This is a genomic window from Flammeovirga sp. EKP202, from assembly GCF_014534745.1.
Taxonomy (GTDB): domain Bacteria; phylum Bacteroidota; class Bacteroidia; order Cytophagales; family Flammeovirgaceae; genus Flammeovirga.
In genome coordinates, this window is record NZ_JACVVP010000015.1 from 17,713 (window position 1) to 35,492 (window position 17,780).

Sequence of the window (17,780 nt, forward strand, 5' to 3'; positions counted from 1 at the left end):
CTCTGTAGTGATTGAGTTAGATAGAGTTCGTGTTAAAATTGTCTGCTTATTAACAATAATTCGTTGTGCAATGATTATTTTGTAATAGTAATTCGAGGTATATATTTACCATATCAACTTGAATTACATTCCAATAATAATATGTGCTAAAAATGTTTTAAGGCACAATTCGATAAATAAAGTGCATTTTTTCGACCGGTCGATTTACTGCACATTACACGTTGGATTTGTGTTAAAAATTGAGTCCAAAAAAGATTTTCATTTTCAAAATGTAATTTTATCAAAGACCTACTCTGATTAAATCCTGTCATAATGTATTCCATGTTATAGTTTAAATAAAGTTTGTTAACCATCAGCTAATAGCTTTGGAAGTTTTTCATTTTCCACTTTCATACTCCACCGCCGTAAACGTTTAGCATTAGTGACATTCGTAGCCAATAGATCATCAGAAATCTCCTGACTTTTAAAAAACCATAAATAGCCAAAACTTAGTTTACAACGTATTTTATACCATTTGACAGAGCTAAAACTACATTCAACTTTTTATATTTACAATGTTAAGGAAGTTGGGTAATCTGATTGAACAGAAAATCACTAACAGTAGTATAGTAGGTTTTTTAAAAATAAAATTAGCATTTAAAAAACGAATTGAGTTGGTTCTAGTTCGTTTTTAAAGAAAGTAGCGTTCAGCTTTCAATTCACACCTTATAAATTACTTTTCACCACCTAACCAATTAAATATACTTAATTTGTTTTGAATTGAATTTCAAATTCTTGTTTTTTCTTACGGGACATATAGCTGGATATTTGTCATCGTTATTTAATTATCCCAAATCTATCTTTTTTATTCATTTTTACTGATTGTAAAATAAGAAGTGACTTTCCGCAAGAAATAGAATACTTACTCTATCAAATCTTTTTAATTGAAAATATGTGTTAATTTTTTGATGAAATAAATTAAAATCAACTAATCAACAACCTTAACAATATCTCTATAACGCTATTTATCAAACTTTTAATTCACTTCCTTATAACAGGTACTCCTATTGACATAAAATTACCACTCCCACTCACTTTAAAATCTATGCTACTATAATATGAATATATATCATTCTATTCACCAACAAAGATCTAAGTTTGAGGCAAGTGCAATAAATATATTTATAATAAATAGTATAAAGTAATATTTTGGTAATAGAACCTAAAGTCATTACAACGTATTATAGACGGAGTAATTTCAATTAATAAAAGTGACTTTAGTTATACCCTACTTAATCTTTAAGTAGGGTATTTTTATATAAGTACATTGTAAACTAAATACGCTGTAAACTAAATTATCGTCAACTTTCAATAAGCCTTTCTGCCAGCATTTATAGGATCAACTTTCAAACTTCCTTCTTCTTCATTTTTGTCTTGAAACAAAAACGAAGCAAAAAATTCAAGGCTTTGAACGCAAAATCTAAATTCCATTTCTCTCACCTAAATGATTTTAAACTCGCTGCGCTCAAACAGCAAAATCATTCTTAACGGCTCATTCCATGAAATTCTTAACGCTTTTCCCTTCAATGCCAGAGGGAGTACTACCAAACTGAAATGGTAGAAAGCTAAATGACGCGAATGTTAAGCGTCAGTGGACTTTCTACCATTTTTATTTGGAAATGAACTCATAACAATTAGCACTATGCCACAATTTTCACCATTTTATAACACAGAAATTACAAGTAAGTAGGTAAATAATGAACATTTCACTTGAATATTAAAAAATGCTATTTACATGTTGATTTTATGCACCTTTCTTCCGCAAGAAGTTGCTTAATTGTGGCTATCAATAAATCGTATCATCAACATTTTTTGAGGATGATACAACATTACGGTAGTTACTTTCCAGGCTAAAACACGATATATGAAATGAATGCCAAAAGTAAACTATCTATTTTTTTTATCTACATATACATTCTTAAGCTATGAAGAAAACATACTTGTTTTTCTTACTTTCTTTGATCTCTTTACATCCACTCTTTTCTCAGGGAATCGGTGATGTACTCGAGGGAGAAAGCTTGACACTATTAGGGTCAACGGAAATTTCAGCAAATACAAACGCTTCAGGAGGATCTTTTGTAAAATTAAAAAAAGCTGCACCCAGTGGCAGTTTACAATTTGTCTTTTCCAATGTTACCTCTTCTGGTAATTATAAAATGGAGGTGTTCACTTTTAATAATGGTACTTCCGTAAATGCAAGTTTACAGGTCAATGAGGAAGCTACTGCGACGATCACTTTCGACCCCTCCAACTGGGCGTATCAAGGGAATGCAAAATCAACAACAATTGATATTGTACTTCAAGAAGGAAATAATACGATTACAATCGGAGCTACTGAGAGTGATGTATTGATTGACAAAATTGTGGTTAGTGAAAAAAGCAGTATCTACTATGTAAGTGCTGATGGTGATGATAATAATGATGGTAGTATCAATGCTCCTTGGAAAACTTTAGCGAAAGCCACTTTGGCAGCAAAGAAAACTTCTGATGGAGGTGTTTTGGAACCTGGGGATCAACTTTTATTTAGAAAGGGAGACACTTTTGAAGGACAGTTCACGATACTCTGTTCTGGAACTAAAGAAAAGCCAATTGTAATCAGTAGCTATGGTACAGGTGAGTTGCCGATCCTCTCCGGTTCTGGAAATATTCCAACGGGCGACTACATCGAAACAATCAAGATGAATAATACAAGTTATATCACTTTGGAAGCACTTTGGATTAAAAACCATCGTAAAAACAAAGGAAATATCACTTGGGGAACAAATACAGCTTATGGTATTAAAGTAGTAGCCAACAAATGGGGTGGTGTTTCAAAAGGACTTACTTTTAGAGACCTTAAAGTCACTGATGTCTATGCTATTGATATGTTGGATTATGAAGGAAATTTCACTTTAGACTTTTATAACGCCAGAGGTATTTTCCTTGATGCAGATAAGGATGATATCTCAGTAACTCCAAGAACAAAAGTTGGTATTGATGACGTATTAGTAGAAGGGTGTTATTTCTATAATTTAGGTTCCACTGCATTCAGTACTCGTCACTTATCGCATGTGGTCAATAATCCGATTGAAGAAGAGGAAAGAAACTTGAACTACATTGTTCGTAACAACCACTTTGAGAAACTTGGCGCTGATGGTATTGTACTTTCTTCTGTTTGTAATGCCATCGTAGAGAAAAATACGTTTATTGACTTGGGCCTTGGCGATCGATACGATCAAAATGACTTATTATTTGGTAGAGGTGAAGGATGTTGGATTTGGAACACAAGAAATGTTGTAGTGCAATTCAACAAACAATATAGAGCAAGAGGATTTGGTGACACATACGCTTCCGGGCACGTCGATTTTTATTGTAACAACTCTATCTTCCAATACAACTACAGCGAGGACACTGAAGGTGGCTTTGTGGAAATATTAGGTGAATGTGAAAATACAACCTACCGCTACAATGTCAGTAAAAATGACGGTTTTAGAGATCATCATGGCTATTCTATTTGGGTATCAGGATATGTTGGAGCAGGTAATGACCCTGTACGTTCTAACAACAATTACATCTATAATAACACTGTACTTTTAAATAAAGATGGATATAAGCCTGATGTTTCTATCTATGCCAAAAACACGTATATCTACAACAACATTTTTAAAGCGGTAGATGGTGCTCAAATGGGAGCAGAGGAAGTGAAAATTGATATTGAGAATGGCAGTGAATTAATTGTAGACAATAACCTTTTCTTTGGGGATGTAGCAACTGCATTCTCAGATTTGGATGCGAACAAAATCACTGACAAAGATCCTCTTTTTATCAATGAATCTGATAATGATATTAACGGTTTTCAATTACAAGAAGGAAGCCCCGCTATCAATAGTGGTAAAGCATTCCCTGAACCTTCATTCCCAATGGCTGGACAAGGTATTTTTGAAAACTTTAGTCTAAATACCGCTACAGATATTTATGGAAACGCAGTAGATGTTCAAAACCTTATCCCTAATGTAGGTGCTGACAATAACTTCAATGATCAACTTCTAAAAGAGGACATCAGAGTTACAGGAGTTAATATTTCAACTATCGGAAATGTACTTTCTGTGGATGAAACGGCTCAACTTACAGCTACAATAGTTCCAAGTAATGCCGCTCTTCAGTCAGTGACTTGGTCGAGTAGCCATCCTGAAATTGCCACTGTAAGTAATACAGGTTTAGTAACTGCAATAAGTGATGGACAAGCTGTAATTACTGTAAAAACCGATGACGGTCACTTTGCAGCTACTAGTTCTATTACTGTCAATACAGCAATAAATTTAGTAGTAAATGGTGATTTTGAAAACGGTTTAAGTGCTGAATGGACAACTTGGAACAATCCTCAAGTAACAGCTGATGCGTATGAAGGAACACAAGCGATCACAATCACGGATAAAGGTTCAGCAAACCAATGGGTAGATGTGAAAGCAAATACTACTTATATTTTATCTGGATACATCAAAATCGACAATACTTCAAAGCGTATTGTACTTGGTGTGAACGACCAAGATAACAATGCCATGACTTCTAAAGATATTTATTCAGGAGTTTATACTTACCATGAAGTAGAATTTGAATCAGGAAATAACACTGCGGTAAAAGTATACACATGGTTACCAGCAAGTGATGGGGCTACTGCAACTATTGACAATATTAAGTTAATAGATAAATCATTCGCAATCATTCCAGTAGGTGGCGTAAACTTGGCTCCACAATCAGAAACATTTTATGTTGGAGAACAAATTACACTTGTTGAAGATGTTCTTCCTAATGAAGCCACAAACAAAACAGTGACATGGCAAAGTAGCAATAGTGCTATTGCAACAGTTTACGATGGTGTAGTCACTGCCCAAGGTGTGGGTACTGCCACCATAACAGTGACCACAGCTGATGGTAACTTCACTGCTTCTACAAAAGTAACTGTTAGTGCATCAAGTATTCCTGAGTTTAAAAATGGTGATTTTGAAGATGGTCTTAATTTCTGGAGTGCATGGCAAAGCATGACCACTACTACAGAAGAAGCCTATGAAGGTAGTGCATTGCGTTTGGATGGTGTAGCCTCATGTACACAAACAGTAGTGGTGAAACCAAATACAAATTATACTTTATCGGGATATGTAAAAGTAGATAATCCTACTAGTGCAAGGGTAGTTTTCGGTGTGAATGATGAGAATAAAGTAAATATGAAACATCAAGATATTACTGGTCAAAACTATACATATTATGAGGTTAATTTTACAACGAGTGCTAGCCAAACTTCAATCATTGTTTACTTCTGGCGACCGTCAGGAGGTACAGGATACGCTTATCTTGATAATGCGATGCTAATTGAAAATGCCGATTCTTCTGCTAGAAAACAAAACATTACTGCTTTAGATTTACCTACTGAGGAAGTAATGATTTATCCTAACCCTGCTTCAGACTTTATTACTTTTAAGGTAGAAAACAATACTGGTGTTAATACTTTGGAAGTTTATGATGTCATTGGGCAAAGAAGAATCCAAAAGACTTTTGAGACATCACTACGCATTGGAATATCGGAACTTTCTAAAGGTACTTATTTCGCTATGATCACATCTGGTGGTGGACAAAGATTAACAAAACAATTCATTGTGAAATAGATGATTCGAAATTGAATTTCTAGCTACTTTCCGACCCTACTCTTCCTTCAAGAGTGGGGTCATTTTTTATATATCGATAATTACGATAATTCTTTATATGAAGGATAAAGGGTAGTGTAATGTGGTTCGCGAGGACGTTGCAATACAACGACCCTACACACTGCATTTTAGATGATAATTTATGGCATTTAGAAATCAGGAGATTTCTAATGATCTGAAGGACACGAATGACGCTATCACTTAACATTCGCGCCATTGAGCTTTCTACCATTTTAGTTTGGTAGTACTCCCCCCCCCGGCATTGAAGGGAAAAGCGTTAAGAATTTCATGAAGTGAGCCGTTAAAAATGATTTTTTTGTTTGAGCTTTAGCGAGTTTAAAATCATTTAGGCGAGTGAAATGAAATTTAGCTTTTGACTTCTAAGCCTAGATTTTTTGCTTCGTTTTTCATCAATGGAAAAATGAAAAAGAAGGAAATTTGAAAGTAGATCTTATTAATGCTTGTAGAAAAGTTGATTTAAAGTTGATGATAATTTAGTTTACATTGTGATTACTTACTGATACTATTTTATTTTCCATTAAAAGTTACATTTGTTAACAAACGAAATATTCATTTAAAAATGACACCTATTTCAAAATATTATTTCAAACAAACCCTTTCAGTAGTCTATTCTTATGTCTTAGTGGTTTGAATTAAAATATTAAATCTAATCGCCAATGCTACCAATTCTGTTTATGTGATAATTGTTACAATTATGCTTTTAGGGTTTAGATACTTTTGTACTATCAAAAGAAAAAAACAACGAAAATGGAAAATAAGAAACGTATTATCATTATTGGTGGATTATCAGCAGGGCCATCTGCAGCTGCAAAAGCAAGAAGAACAGATGAGAATGCAGAAATTATACTTTTTGAAAAAACAGCCAACATTAGTTATGCTACATGTGGTATCCCTTATGCCTTTTCGGGGAGAATTAAAGATAGAGATAAGCTTTTAGTAGTAAAACCTGATTTGCTACGTAAAAGATTTAATATAGATGTTCATTTAGAGGAACCTGTTACGAGCATTGACCCTGATCAACACATGGTCTATACACCAAAAGGTGAGTATCAATATGATAAATTGGTATATGCCACAGGTGGTACAGCGATTGTTCCTCCAATCGAGGGTATTGAAAACAACCCTAATTGGGCTAATGCGAAAACGATTGAGGATTTTGACAGAATTGTAAAATCGAATGCATTGGATGATGCAGAAAACATCACTATTGTTGGAGCAGGATTAATCGGCTTGGAGACTGCTGAGAATTTGGTTCAAATCGGAAAAAAAGTGACCGTCATTGAATTAGGACAACATATTCTTGGGCCTTGGGACGATAAGTTTGCCCAAATGGGTGAAAAGGTGTTAGAAGAAAATGGTATTCTATTAGAGTTAGGAAAAAAGGTGGATAAAATGGATGAGCAGTCCGTCACCTTAAATGATGGGACAATACTTCCATCTGACTTTATGATCATGTCTATCGGTGTGAAACCAATCACTGAAATGTTGACTTCTAAAGGTGCTAAAGCATTACCAAATGGTGCTTTGATCGTCAACAACAAAATGGAAACTTCATTGCCTGATATTTATGCAGCAGGTGACTGTGCATCTATTCCTAACGTAGTGACCAATTCTGATGGGTGGTTCCCAATGGGTACACATTCTAACAAAGGAGGAAGAGTAGCAGGGGCCAATGCAGTGGGTGCAAATGAAGCTTTCCCTGGTGGATATGGTACTGCAATTATGGAAATGTTCTCGCATACTATCGCAAGAACGGGCGCTGGACCAAAAATCTTAGAACGTGAAGGTATTGCTTATGAGTCTACATTTATCATTGCAAATTCTCATCCTGGATTTTACCCTGGCGGTAAAGACATGTTTATTGAGATTTACTACACGCCAGATACACATACATTATTAGGTGCGGAGCTGTTTGGTGAAAAAGGTGTGGATAAAAGAACAGATGTATTGGCAACAGCTATCTATGCAAAATTAACCATTGAGGATTTACCAAATCTTGATTTAGCATACGCACCACCGTTCTCCCCTGCAAAGGATCCGGTGATTGTTGCAGGTTTTGTGGCTCAAAATGCTCAAAAAGGTTTATTCAAAGAAGTGAATGCTAAAGTGGCACAAGAGGCATTCGACAGTAATGAAGAAATTACAATACTTGATGTACGAAACCCTCAGGAATTAGAAAATGCAGGAATTATTCATGAAAATGCACTCAACATTCCATTGGATTCATTAAGAGAGCGTTTGAACGAAGTACCTCAAGATAAGCCTATTTATATCACTTGTGCAAAAGGTCTTAGAGGGTACTTGGCCTCATTGATTCTAGCACACAACGGTTTTACAAACCTTCATAATATTGCAGGTGGATTCACTGCATTCAAAAAGATTAATACATTATCGCCAGCTATGGCATAACAATAAAGAAAGAAGATAGGGTGAAAAGGGAAAAGTAAATAAGCTTAATTACATCCCTTTTCGGTCCTACTTCCTTCTACAAGGCTATTTAATACATTGTAAACTACAATTTTCGTTAATTAATCTAATTCCTTTTATGAAGGATAAATGGTAGCGTATTGTGGTTCGCGAGGACGTTGCAATGCAACGTCCCTACAAAACTGCATTTTAGAAGATCATTCTAAAACCTATGTCTTTTGATTTGTAATCAGACAGTCTTTTAGTAGTATCTAAATCGGCATTGAAGGGAATTTAGCTTTTGACTTCTAAGCCTTAAATTTTTTGCTTCTTTTTTCATCATTGGAAAAATGAAGAAGAAGGTAGCTTGAAATTAGGACATAAAAGCCTACAGAATAATCGAATGGAAGTTTGCGGTAATTTAGTTTACAATGCATTTAATTTAGGGGAAAAACACCCCACATTTACACACTTTACTTACTATAACAAAATTCTTTCATGGAGACTTTACTCGCTCCTTGGCCCTGGTATATTGGCGGGCCAATGATTGGAGCTACTATGGGGCTACTTTTATTATTAGGAAAAAGTTTGGGGTTATCCTCTAACTTTAGAACGATTTGTACGGCTTGTGGAATTGGCAAGAATACGGAGTTTTTCAATTTTCAATGGAAAAAAGAGTCCTGGAATTTAATTTTTGCCTTAGGGTGCATTATTGGAGGTTTTATTTCCAATAATTATTTAGGAGGCGATGTACTGGCAGGTGTTTCTGAACAAACTGTCGATCATTTAAAACAATTGGGGATTACGAGTGATCCACACCATGTATTACCTCCTGAACTTTTCAGTAAAGAGGCGATTTTTAGTTTAAAAGGTATACTGATGCTGTCCTTTGGAGGATTCCTCATTGGATTTGGTGCAAGATACGCTGGTGGGTGTACGTCTGGGCATGCCATTAGTGGTTTATCCAATTTACAATTGCCATCATTAATTGCAGTGATCGGCTACTTTATCGGTGGTTTAATTATGACCTTCTTAATTCTTCCATTTATCATACAGCTATAAAAATGAAAGTAGGAAAAGCATTAGTATATCTATTCTTAGGAATATTATTTGGGATAATACTCTCAAAATCAGAAGCAATTTCATGGTTCAGAATTCAGGAAATGTTCCGTTTTGAATCCTTCCATATGTATGGTTTGATTGGTTCTGCCGTAGCGACGGGTGTTTTATGCATCCAAGTTATCAAACGTTTCAAAGTAAAAGACATCGAGGGGAATCCAATAGTTATTGCAGATAAACAAAAAGGCGTTTGGAGATACCTACTTGGAGGAACATCGTTTGGAATGGGATGGGCATTAGTGGGCGGTTGTACTGCTCCAATGTTTATACTTATTGGATATGGGGAATATAGTATGGCAATCATTTTGTTCTTTGCACTGTTTGGTACCTTCATTTACGGCAAGTACAAACACTTATTACCCCACTAAATAATCGAAGGCTGTCAAATCGATTTTAGAGATTTTTGATTTTTAAAAATCAGGAGGTTTCTGCTGATCAGTGGGGCACGAATACCGCTTGTGCTTAATATTCGCGCCAGTGAGCTTTTTTCTCAATTCGTTTGGTAGTGCTTCCCCATGGCCATAGCCTTGAAGAGAGAAGCTTGGAAGTAGAACATAAAAAGCTTACTGAAATGTCGATTAAAAGTTGACGATAATTTAGTTTACAATGTAATAAGTGTAACGGTATCATAGTTCTTAATTTATTAGAAAGAGGTTGGATCGTTGATCTGACCTTTTTTGTTTTAAATAAATACTACACTTCAACTTTTGATGCAAAAGTAATCCAATGTTTAAAGCCCATTATATTCATGAAAAGAAGGCAAATTATTCACGATTTCTAATTCGTTGATGTTTAGTTAACATTACATAGATAAAAATATTATTTAATGGTTAGCTGCTTTTCAAAGTTCAAAATATTCCTACCCAAAATGCTTGATTTTTAGAAATCGATGACAGTCAGCCAAATATGTAAAAATATACCATTATTACAATGAGTTTTAATGCAGACATCTATCTCATCACCCCCAAACAATACTCTTTTGATACAAAAGAAAAATAGTAGATTATTTTGCGTCAACTTTAAATCTCCAAACAAATACTCACTATACATCAAAGTCACTTTGTTAGTGAAAATAGAATTATTTAAGGATGGACATATTTCTATGCTGAATGCATTACGATTTATTAAAAAGTGTAATTCTAATACCTATTATTTTAATTTATGAATGTAAATTTTATTCAATTTTACCTTAAGAAACAGCGTTATCCATTATGTTTCACAACTCGACGCTAAAATATAATAAAGAACTTCAATGAAATTAAATAGAAACATTTAGTTAACATAAGATGCGTTGTTTTGCACTTGTATTACGATCTAAACCTAATTAAATTTTATCTAATCAAAATTAAAAATGTTGACTAAAAAACTACCTTTCTTAGTAGCATTCGTTATGCTATTAACAAGTGCATCATTTGCACAAACAATCATTAAAGGTAATTTAATTGACGCCTCTAGTGGAGAGCCTGTAATTGGCGCTAACGTATCTATTGTTGGTACAACTACTGGAGCTATTTCGGACTTTGATGGAGAATTCTCATTCAAGTCTAATAAAGAAGGAGAGCAAAAAGTTGCCATCTCTTTCGTAGGAATGAGCGCTATCGAGAAAAGTGTAACTTTGAACGGTGGAACTCTTGAGCTAGGAACTATTAAAATGGAATCTGACGCCATTGGTCTTGAAGAAGTTGAAGTAATGGCTTCAATTGCAGTAGATCGTAAAACTCCTGTTGCTGTTGCTACTGTTTCTGCTGAGCAAATTGACATGAAATTGGGTAATGCTGAATTCCCTCAAGTATTAAAATCATCTCCAGGTGTTTATGTATCTGACGCTGGTGGTGGATACGGTGACTCTCGTATTTCACTTCGTGGTTTCGATTCTGAAAACGTTGCTGTTATGATCAACGGTATCCCTGTTAACGACATGGAGAACGGTAAAGTATACTGGTCTAACTGGGCTGGTTTAGGTGATGTAACAAAAACAATGCAGGTACAAAGAGGTCTAGGTGCTTCTAAATTAGCTGTTCCTTCAGTCGGTGGTACAATCAACATCCTTACAAAAACTACTGATGCTCAAAAAGGCGGTAACGTATTTATGGGTATGGGTAATGACGGTTACTTAAAAACAGGTGTTACTTTATCAACTGGTCTTATGGACAACGGTTGGGCTGTAACTACTGCTTTATCTAAAACAACTGGTAACGGTTATGTAGATGGAACTTCATTTGAAGGTTATTCTTACTTCTTGAACGTTTCAAAGAAAATCAACGACAAGCATACATTAGCTTTCACAACATTTGGTGCTCCTCAAACGCACGGTCAAAGAAGATCGTATGTTACTGAAGAAGAGTATGACCGTTACGGAAAGCGTTACAATAAAGACTGGGGTTATAAAAATGGTCAAGAGTTCAATACAAACGAGAACTTCTACCACAAACCTCAAATGTCATTGAACCACTACTGGACAATCAATGATAAAACTGATATCACAACTTCGGCTTACGTATCTGTTGGTCGTGGTGGCGGTACTGGTATTGTATCAGAAGACAGACACTTCGAAAGTGCTTACAGAGACAACTCTACTGGTGGTATCATCGACTGGGATGCTTATGTAGCAAACAACAGAAACGAAGACGGTTCTTCAAAAGGTGCTTACAGAGCTGGTTATAACAACCACTTATGGACTGGTGCTTTATCTACTTTAACTCACCAATTGAACGATAACTGGACAATCACTGGTGGTTTAGACCTTCGTTACTACTTAGGTGAGCACTACCAACAAGTAGAAGATCTTTTAGGTGGTGACTACTATGTAGACAACCAAATGGCATCTCAGCCAGGTCGTCATACGCAAGTAGGTGACAAAGTAGGCTACCATAACGACGGTAGAGTACAATGGCAAGGTTTATTCGGTCAAGTTGAATACTCTAAAGATAAATTATCAGCATTCTTCTCAGGTGCGGTTTCTCACCAAGCTTACCAAAGAATTGACTACTTTAGCTATGAGTCAGGTACTGAAACTACAGACTGGCAAAGCTTCTTAGGTGGTTCTGTTAAAGCAGGTGCTAACTACAACATCGATGATCACCACAACGTATTCATCAATGGTGGTTATATCTCAAGACAGCCATTCTTTAACGCTGTATTCTTGAACTACCAAAATGATGTAAACCCTAATGCTGTAAACGAAAAAATTCTTTCAGGTGAGATTGGATACGGTTACCGTAACAAAGGTTTCAAAGCTAACGTAAACGGTTACTACACACTATGGCAAGATAAGTCATTCGTGAAAACAGTTTGGGAAGATGATGTTCCTTACACAGCCAACTTGTTAGGTGTGAACGCATTGCACAAAGGTATTGAAATCGACATGACGTACCGTGTGAACCACAAATTAACACTTACAGCAATGGCTTCATTGGGTGACTGGAGATGGATGAATGACTTAGAGGACGTTCAAATCTTCGATGACCAACAAAATGCGATCGATACTGTAAACGTTTACATCGCTGGTGCAGAAGTAGGTAACTCTGCTCAAACAACTGCAGCTTTAGGTGTTGAATATGAAGTATTCCCTAAGTTAAAATTAACAGCTGATTGGAACTACTTTGGTAACTTATTCGCTGACTATGATCCTACAAGAAGAGATTCTGAGGAGTTCAGTGGTCAAAGTGCTTACGAAATGCCTTCTTATAACTTAGTCGACCTTGGTTTCAACTACGGTTTCAAAATGGGTGGATTTGATGGTGTATTCAACTTCAGAGTGAATAACGTCTTCGATACTGACTACGCTGTTCAAGGTCTCCAAGGCGGCGTTGACGAACTTGGAAACATGACAATGAGTGGTTACTACATGGGTCTCGGAAGAACTTACTCAGTAGGTTTGAAAATGAGCTTCTAAGGAATTAGAACCTGTAAATAATTAAAAGGTGAATGAATGGAAAGCAGTAATGCTAACCCTTCATTCACCTTTTTTATTTTTAAAAGTCTAAAAAGTTTTCGTCAACTTCTAATCAATCTTTCAATGAGATGCTATAGCCTCTACTTTCAAGATTCCTTCTTCTTCATTTTTGTCTTAACACAAAAACGAAGCAAAAAAGTCAAGGCTTAGAATGCAAAAGCTAAATTTCACTCCTCTCACCTAAATGATTTTAAACTCGCTGCGCTCAAACAGCAAAATCATTTTTAACGGTTCATTCCATGAAATTCTTAACGCTTTTCCCTTCAAGGCCGAAGGAAGTACTACCAAACTAAAAGAGTAGAAAGACCACTGGTGCAAATGTGAAACGATAGCATCAATTGTGCTTAAATGATCATCTGAAATCTCCTGATTTCTAAGCTTACAACCTCTAATATTTTCTTTTTAAGTTAAGCATTCGCTTCCTTATTCCTTGTTTTCTTAAACTCTGCAGGTGTCATACCATACTCTTTCTTAAATGCTTTGGTAAAGTAAGATTGACTGTTGAATCCTACATTATACATCACTTCACGAACAGTAATATTTTCATCATTACTCAACAAGTGAGAAGCTTTTTCAAGACGATAGATTCTTAAATATTCATTTGCAGTAATTCCTGTAACTGCTTTGAATTTTCTGTAGAACTGTATGTAAGACATGTTGACTTTTATCGATAGTTCCTCAACTGTAAACTCATCATTATCATAATTTTTCTCAAGGATCGATTTTATATCTTGAAGGAACTTTTCATCTTTTGTGAGTACAATTTCCTTATCGGCACTCATGATGATATTTTTCTTCAATAGCTCTTTTTCCTTGTTCTTTTGATTAATAATATTGTTGACTTGAAGTTCTAATAAATAAGGTGAGAATGGTTTACCGATGTGAAGTTGTCCTCCTTTTTCTAAGGCATTTCTTCTACTTTCCAAATCACTCATTGCGGTCAAGAAAATGATAGGCACATGGCTGGTCTGTACATTTTCTTTTAATCGTTCTGCCAATTCATAGCCATTCATTTTTGGCATGTTGACATCCAATAAAATCACATCTGGAGTTGTTTTCAGTGCTACTTCTAAACCTTCAATACCGTTTTCTGCCGTAAAAACATTGTATTCCTCATGGAACAGGTCCTTGATCAGTTTCAAGATTTCTGTATTGTCATCAACGATAAGAATTGTATGTTTATTAGACGATTGCTCATTTTTAGCTTCCTGCACTATTACCTCTTCTTTCGCTAATTCCTTTTGCTCTTTCGATTTGTCAAACTCAGGGTGCAATAAAGGTATTTTTACGGTAAACGTACTTCCCCTTCCTTTTGCAGTATCTACATGTATTTCACCATGGTGTAGCTTCAATAATTGTTGTACTAGGTTTAAACCTATGCCACTACTTCCAAAAATAGTTTCTTCATTTTCCCCTCTGTAGAACCTGTCAAAAATTCTTTCCGTTTCTTCTTTGTCCATACCGACACCATTGTCCGCTACTTGAATTTGAAGTTCATCTCCAATTTTCTCCGCTGAAAAGACTACTTTTCCACCCTTTGGAGTATACTTAAATGCATTAGAAAGTAAATTAAACAATATTCTTTCCATGGTCCCTTTGTCGATCCATCCATTAATTGGTACATGTCTGATATCTATTTGATAACTGATATTCTTATCTTTTGCGTAATCATTAAATGCCTCCGCTGTTTTTGTGATAAACGGAACTACATCATGAAACACTGGGAATATTTTCATTTCCCCTTCTCCAATTTTTCTAAAATCAATCAATGAATTGGTAAGGTTCAATAGTCGTTGACCATTTGTATTAATGTTCTCTACAAATTGCTTCAATTCTGGAGGAAGTTTCTTATCGTAAGTCAGCTTTTCCAAAGGACTTAGAATCAATGTCAATGGCGTTCTTAATTCGTGACTAATATTCGTGAAGAACTTAAGTTTTGCCTCATTAATTTCTCGAATATGTTCTTTATCCTTTTTCTCAGACAAAATAGATTGTTTTAATTGGAAGAGGTACTTTAAATAAACCGCTACACCATAGATGATTCCAAGCAAAATTAATGTATAAATGATATAAGCTGTATTGGTCTTATACCAAGGTTTTAAGACTCTAATATCCAATCTTTTGATTTCCTCACTCTCTACTCCATCATTATTGAAAGCTTTCAATTCAAAAGTATAATCACCACTAGGTAGTTTCACATAATTGGCCACATGCATATTTTTTCCTGCATCTATCCAATCATTATCTGCCCCCAACATTCTATAAGCATATCGTATATCTTTTTTCCCGTTGTATTGCATTGCTCCAAACTCCAACGTGATTTGGTTCAAGTCATAAGGTATTGTAATTGATTCGGTCTTATAAATTGGTTTTTCTAACAGCGCATACCCTTCATATTCCTTTAAAGGTTTTATTTCTTCATTACGGATTTTTAGTTTTAGAATCTGAGGTCTAGGGATGGTTTTATCATCCTTAATATCCAATGGGTTAAAAGCTGTAATTCCTCTTAAATTACCCATTAGGATTGTACCATCGTCCATTTTATAGAAGGCATTTCTTCTAAAATTATTCGCTAATAATCCATCATTGGTATTGTAAATTTTTACATCTCTAGTATCAGGATTCAATTTGGCAATACCTCCGTCTGTAGAAATCCAAAGCGATTTGTCTGTGCCTTCTACAATACTGTAGACTACATTATCAGGCAAACCATCTTTCTGAGAAAAAAGCTCATAATCCAATATCTTACCATCTTCGACCTTACACTTGTACAAACCATCTCCAAAAGTACCTACCCAAAGTATGTCTTTTTGATCTTTTGTTTGGTACATCACAAATATTCTACTCTTACTAAAGTCCTCTCCCTCAATATCAAATGCTTTCGTTAAGATATAATTTCCGGGGGTAAGGTCTAAGTAAAATAGTCCTTGGTTTGTTCCTACATACACTCCTTTTTCTCCATCATAATGAAGCTGAATCACCATATTACGGTTGAGCAAATGTTTATTTTTTATCTCTTTATCTATTTCTAAAGCTTCATTGGTTTCAACATCTATCAGCGTAACCTTCCCATAGGCATAAATCAAAATATTATCACCCACTTTTTCCATCATATCGATGTTGTAGACCTTCTTAAAACGCTCATTCTCTTTTGGATAAATCAATTCAAATTCTTCATGATTAATATCTGTTTTGTACAATCCAGTGGAAGTACTCACATAGATATCATCTCCTACTTCTTTGATTGAACTCACATGATCGTTGTAGAAATAATTGAAAAAACTTACTTCTTCGGATTTTTCCAACTTATAATCGGATTGACTGATGTCCAACCCCTTGTTAAAAGGCCTACCCATAACTTTTCATTTTTATCAATATAAAGGGCATTCACAAGGTTAGAAGACAGACTTTGTTTTCTATAGTAATTATTAGAAATATTATGGAAAGGCTTTTTGAATGGATTGAGAATGCTAATAGAACCGTGCCCCGTTCCGAACCAGTAGAGACCAGAGGCATCCAATAAAACATCATTGACAATATTACTAGAAATAGAGGTTTTCTCATCTGTATGATAATAATGATGAGATTTTCTTGAGTTGATGTCAAAAGCAAGAATACCATTTGCCATCAGTTTCATCCAGAGTATGCCATTACGGTCCAACTCTATTTTAATGATGTTTATTTGACGTACCTTTTGAGTATCATCCATAAAGTTGTTGACATCAATGGTATCTACTAACTTAATTTTTTCCCAGTTCAACTCATATTCATAGATCAAGTTATACCTAGTCGATAAGAATAATTTATCCTCTTCCTTACTAATCACAAAAGAAGAAAAAGTATCCGTCTTTAAATCTTGATAAGAAATGGAATACAAGTGATCGAGTTTTTGATCTGCTCCAATATTGAAAACATCTAATTTGGAATAATCCAATAAATAGAATTTCCCTTTATAGAAAGAAAAAGTACGATAAATGAGATGAGGATTTGATACTGATTTAATAATGCTGTAGTTCAGATTATAGTCCTTATCTACTTTTATCAAGTATATTTTTTTTGTCGTTAACAGATATAATTCTTCCTTATTAATGGCTTCAATTTTCAATATTCTCTCATCAGTATTCAATTGATTGTTGAACCTTTTAGGAGTACTAAATTTTTCTTTATTTAAGTCATATAATGAAACCCCAGTATTAGACACCAACCACAAATACTCGTTGAAGTCTTCGTAAATTTGGTCAATGCTACTATTAAGTAATGTATTGTCGTCTCCTGGTTGATGGATGAAAGATTTGAACTCATTACCGTTATAACGGAACAACCCATTCGGTGTGCCTATCCATAGAAAACCTGATTTATCTTGGTGTAAACAACCTACTGTATTCTGATTTAAACCATGTATATCATATATTCTATCAAAACGAGTATTCTTGATCTGAGAGTGGGATGATATATAACAGCAAAGGAATAAAAAAAGTAATATAATTCTGTTCATTTCTTTCCATTCATTTCTAGTAAAAAATAGGTGCATTACGCAAACCTTTGTTTGATGAAAGCAAGTT

7 protein-coding genes are annotated in these 17,780 nt (G+C 34.9%); 5 read left to right on the forward strand and 2 right to left on the reverse strand.

All coding sequences use genetic code 11. The features are described 5' to 3' along the window. The first annotated feature begins 1,964 nt into the window (after positions 1 to 1,964). From IC221_RS11180 to IC221_RS11200, 5 genes are all read left to right on the forward strand, one after another. Complete coding sequence (locus IC221_RS11180; RefSeq protein WP_188169053.1) at positions 1,965 to 5,678, forward strand: Ig-like domain-containing protein; 3,714 nt, start codon at positions 1,965 to 1,967, stop codon at positions 5,676 to 5,678. Positions 5,679 to 6,485: 807 nt separating this feature from the next. Beyond that, positions 6,486 to 8,147 carry an FAD-dependent oxidoreductase gene (locus tag IC221_RS11185; RefSeq protein WP_188169054.1) on the forward strand — a complete coding sequence of 554 codons (1,662 nt, stop codon included), beginning with the start codon at positions 6,486 to 6,488 and terminating at the stop codon, positions 8,145 to 8,147. Between the two features lie 495 nt (positions 8,148 to 8,642). Next, complete coding sequence (locus IC221_RS11190) at positions 8,643 to 9,206, forward strand: YeeE/YedE family protein (protein ID WP_044209162.1); 564 nt, start codon at positions 8,643 to 8,645, stop codon at positions 9,204 to 9,206. 2 nt (positions 9,207 to 9,208) lie between these two features. After that, positions 9,209 to 9,631 carry a YeeE/YedE thiosulfate transporter family protein gene (locus IC221_RS11195; RefSeq protein WP_188169055.1) on the forward strand — a complete coding sequence of 141 codons (423 nt, stop codon included), beginning with the start codon at positions 9,209 to 9,211 and terminating at the stop codon, positions 9,629 to 9,631. Between the two features lie 983 nt (positions 9,632 to 10,614). Continuing rightward, positions 10,615 to 13,158 carry a TonB-dependent receptor gene (locus IC221_RS11200; protein WP_188169056.1) on the forward strand — a complete coding sequence of 848 codons (2,544 nt, stop codon included), beginning with the start codon at positions 10,615 to 10,617 and terminating at the stop codon, positions 13,156 to 13,158. Between the two features lie 467 nt (positions 13,159 to 13,625). On the opposite strand, the gene IC221_RS11205 is transcribed toward IC221_RS11200, so the two are convergent. Both IC221_RS11205 and IC221_RS11210 read right to left on the reverse strand, forming a co-directional pair. After that, the gene (locus IC221_RS11205; protein ID WP_188169057.1) at positions 13,626 to 16,574 is read right to left on the reverse strand and encodes a hybrid sensor histidine kinase/response regulator transcription factor; all 2,949 of its coding nucleotides are present in this window, start codon (positions 16,572 to 16,574) and stop codon (positions 13,626 to 13,628) included. After that, positions 16,502 to 17,713 (reverse strand): two-component regulator propeller domain-containing protein, encoded by a 1,212-nt coding sequence (locus tag IC221_RS11210; RefSeq protein WP_188169058.1) that lies wholly within the window; start codon positions 17,711 to 17,713, stop codon positions 16,502 to 16,504. The genes IC221_RS11205 and IC221_RS11210 overlap by 73 nt, the downstream gene beginning before the upstream one ends. Positions 17,714 to 17,780 lie beyond the last annotated feature (67 nt).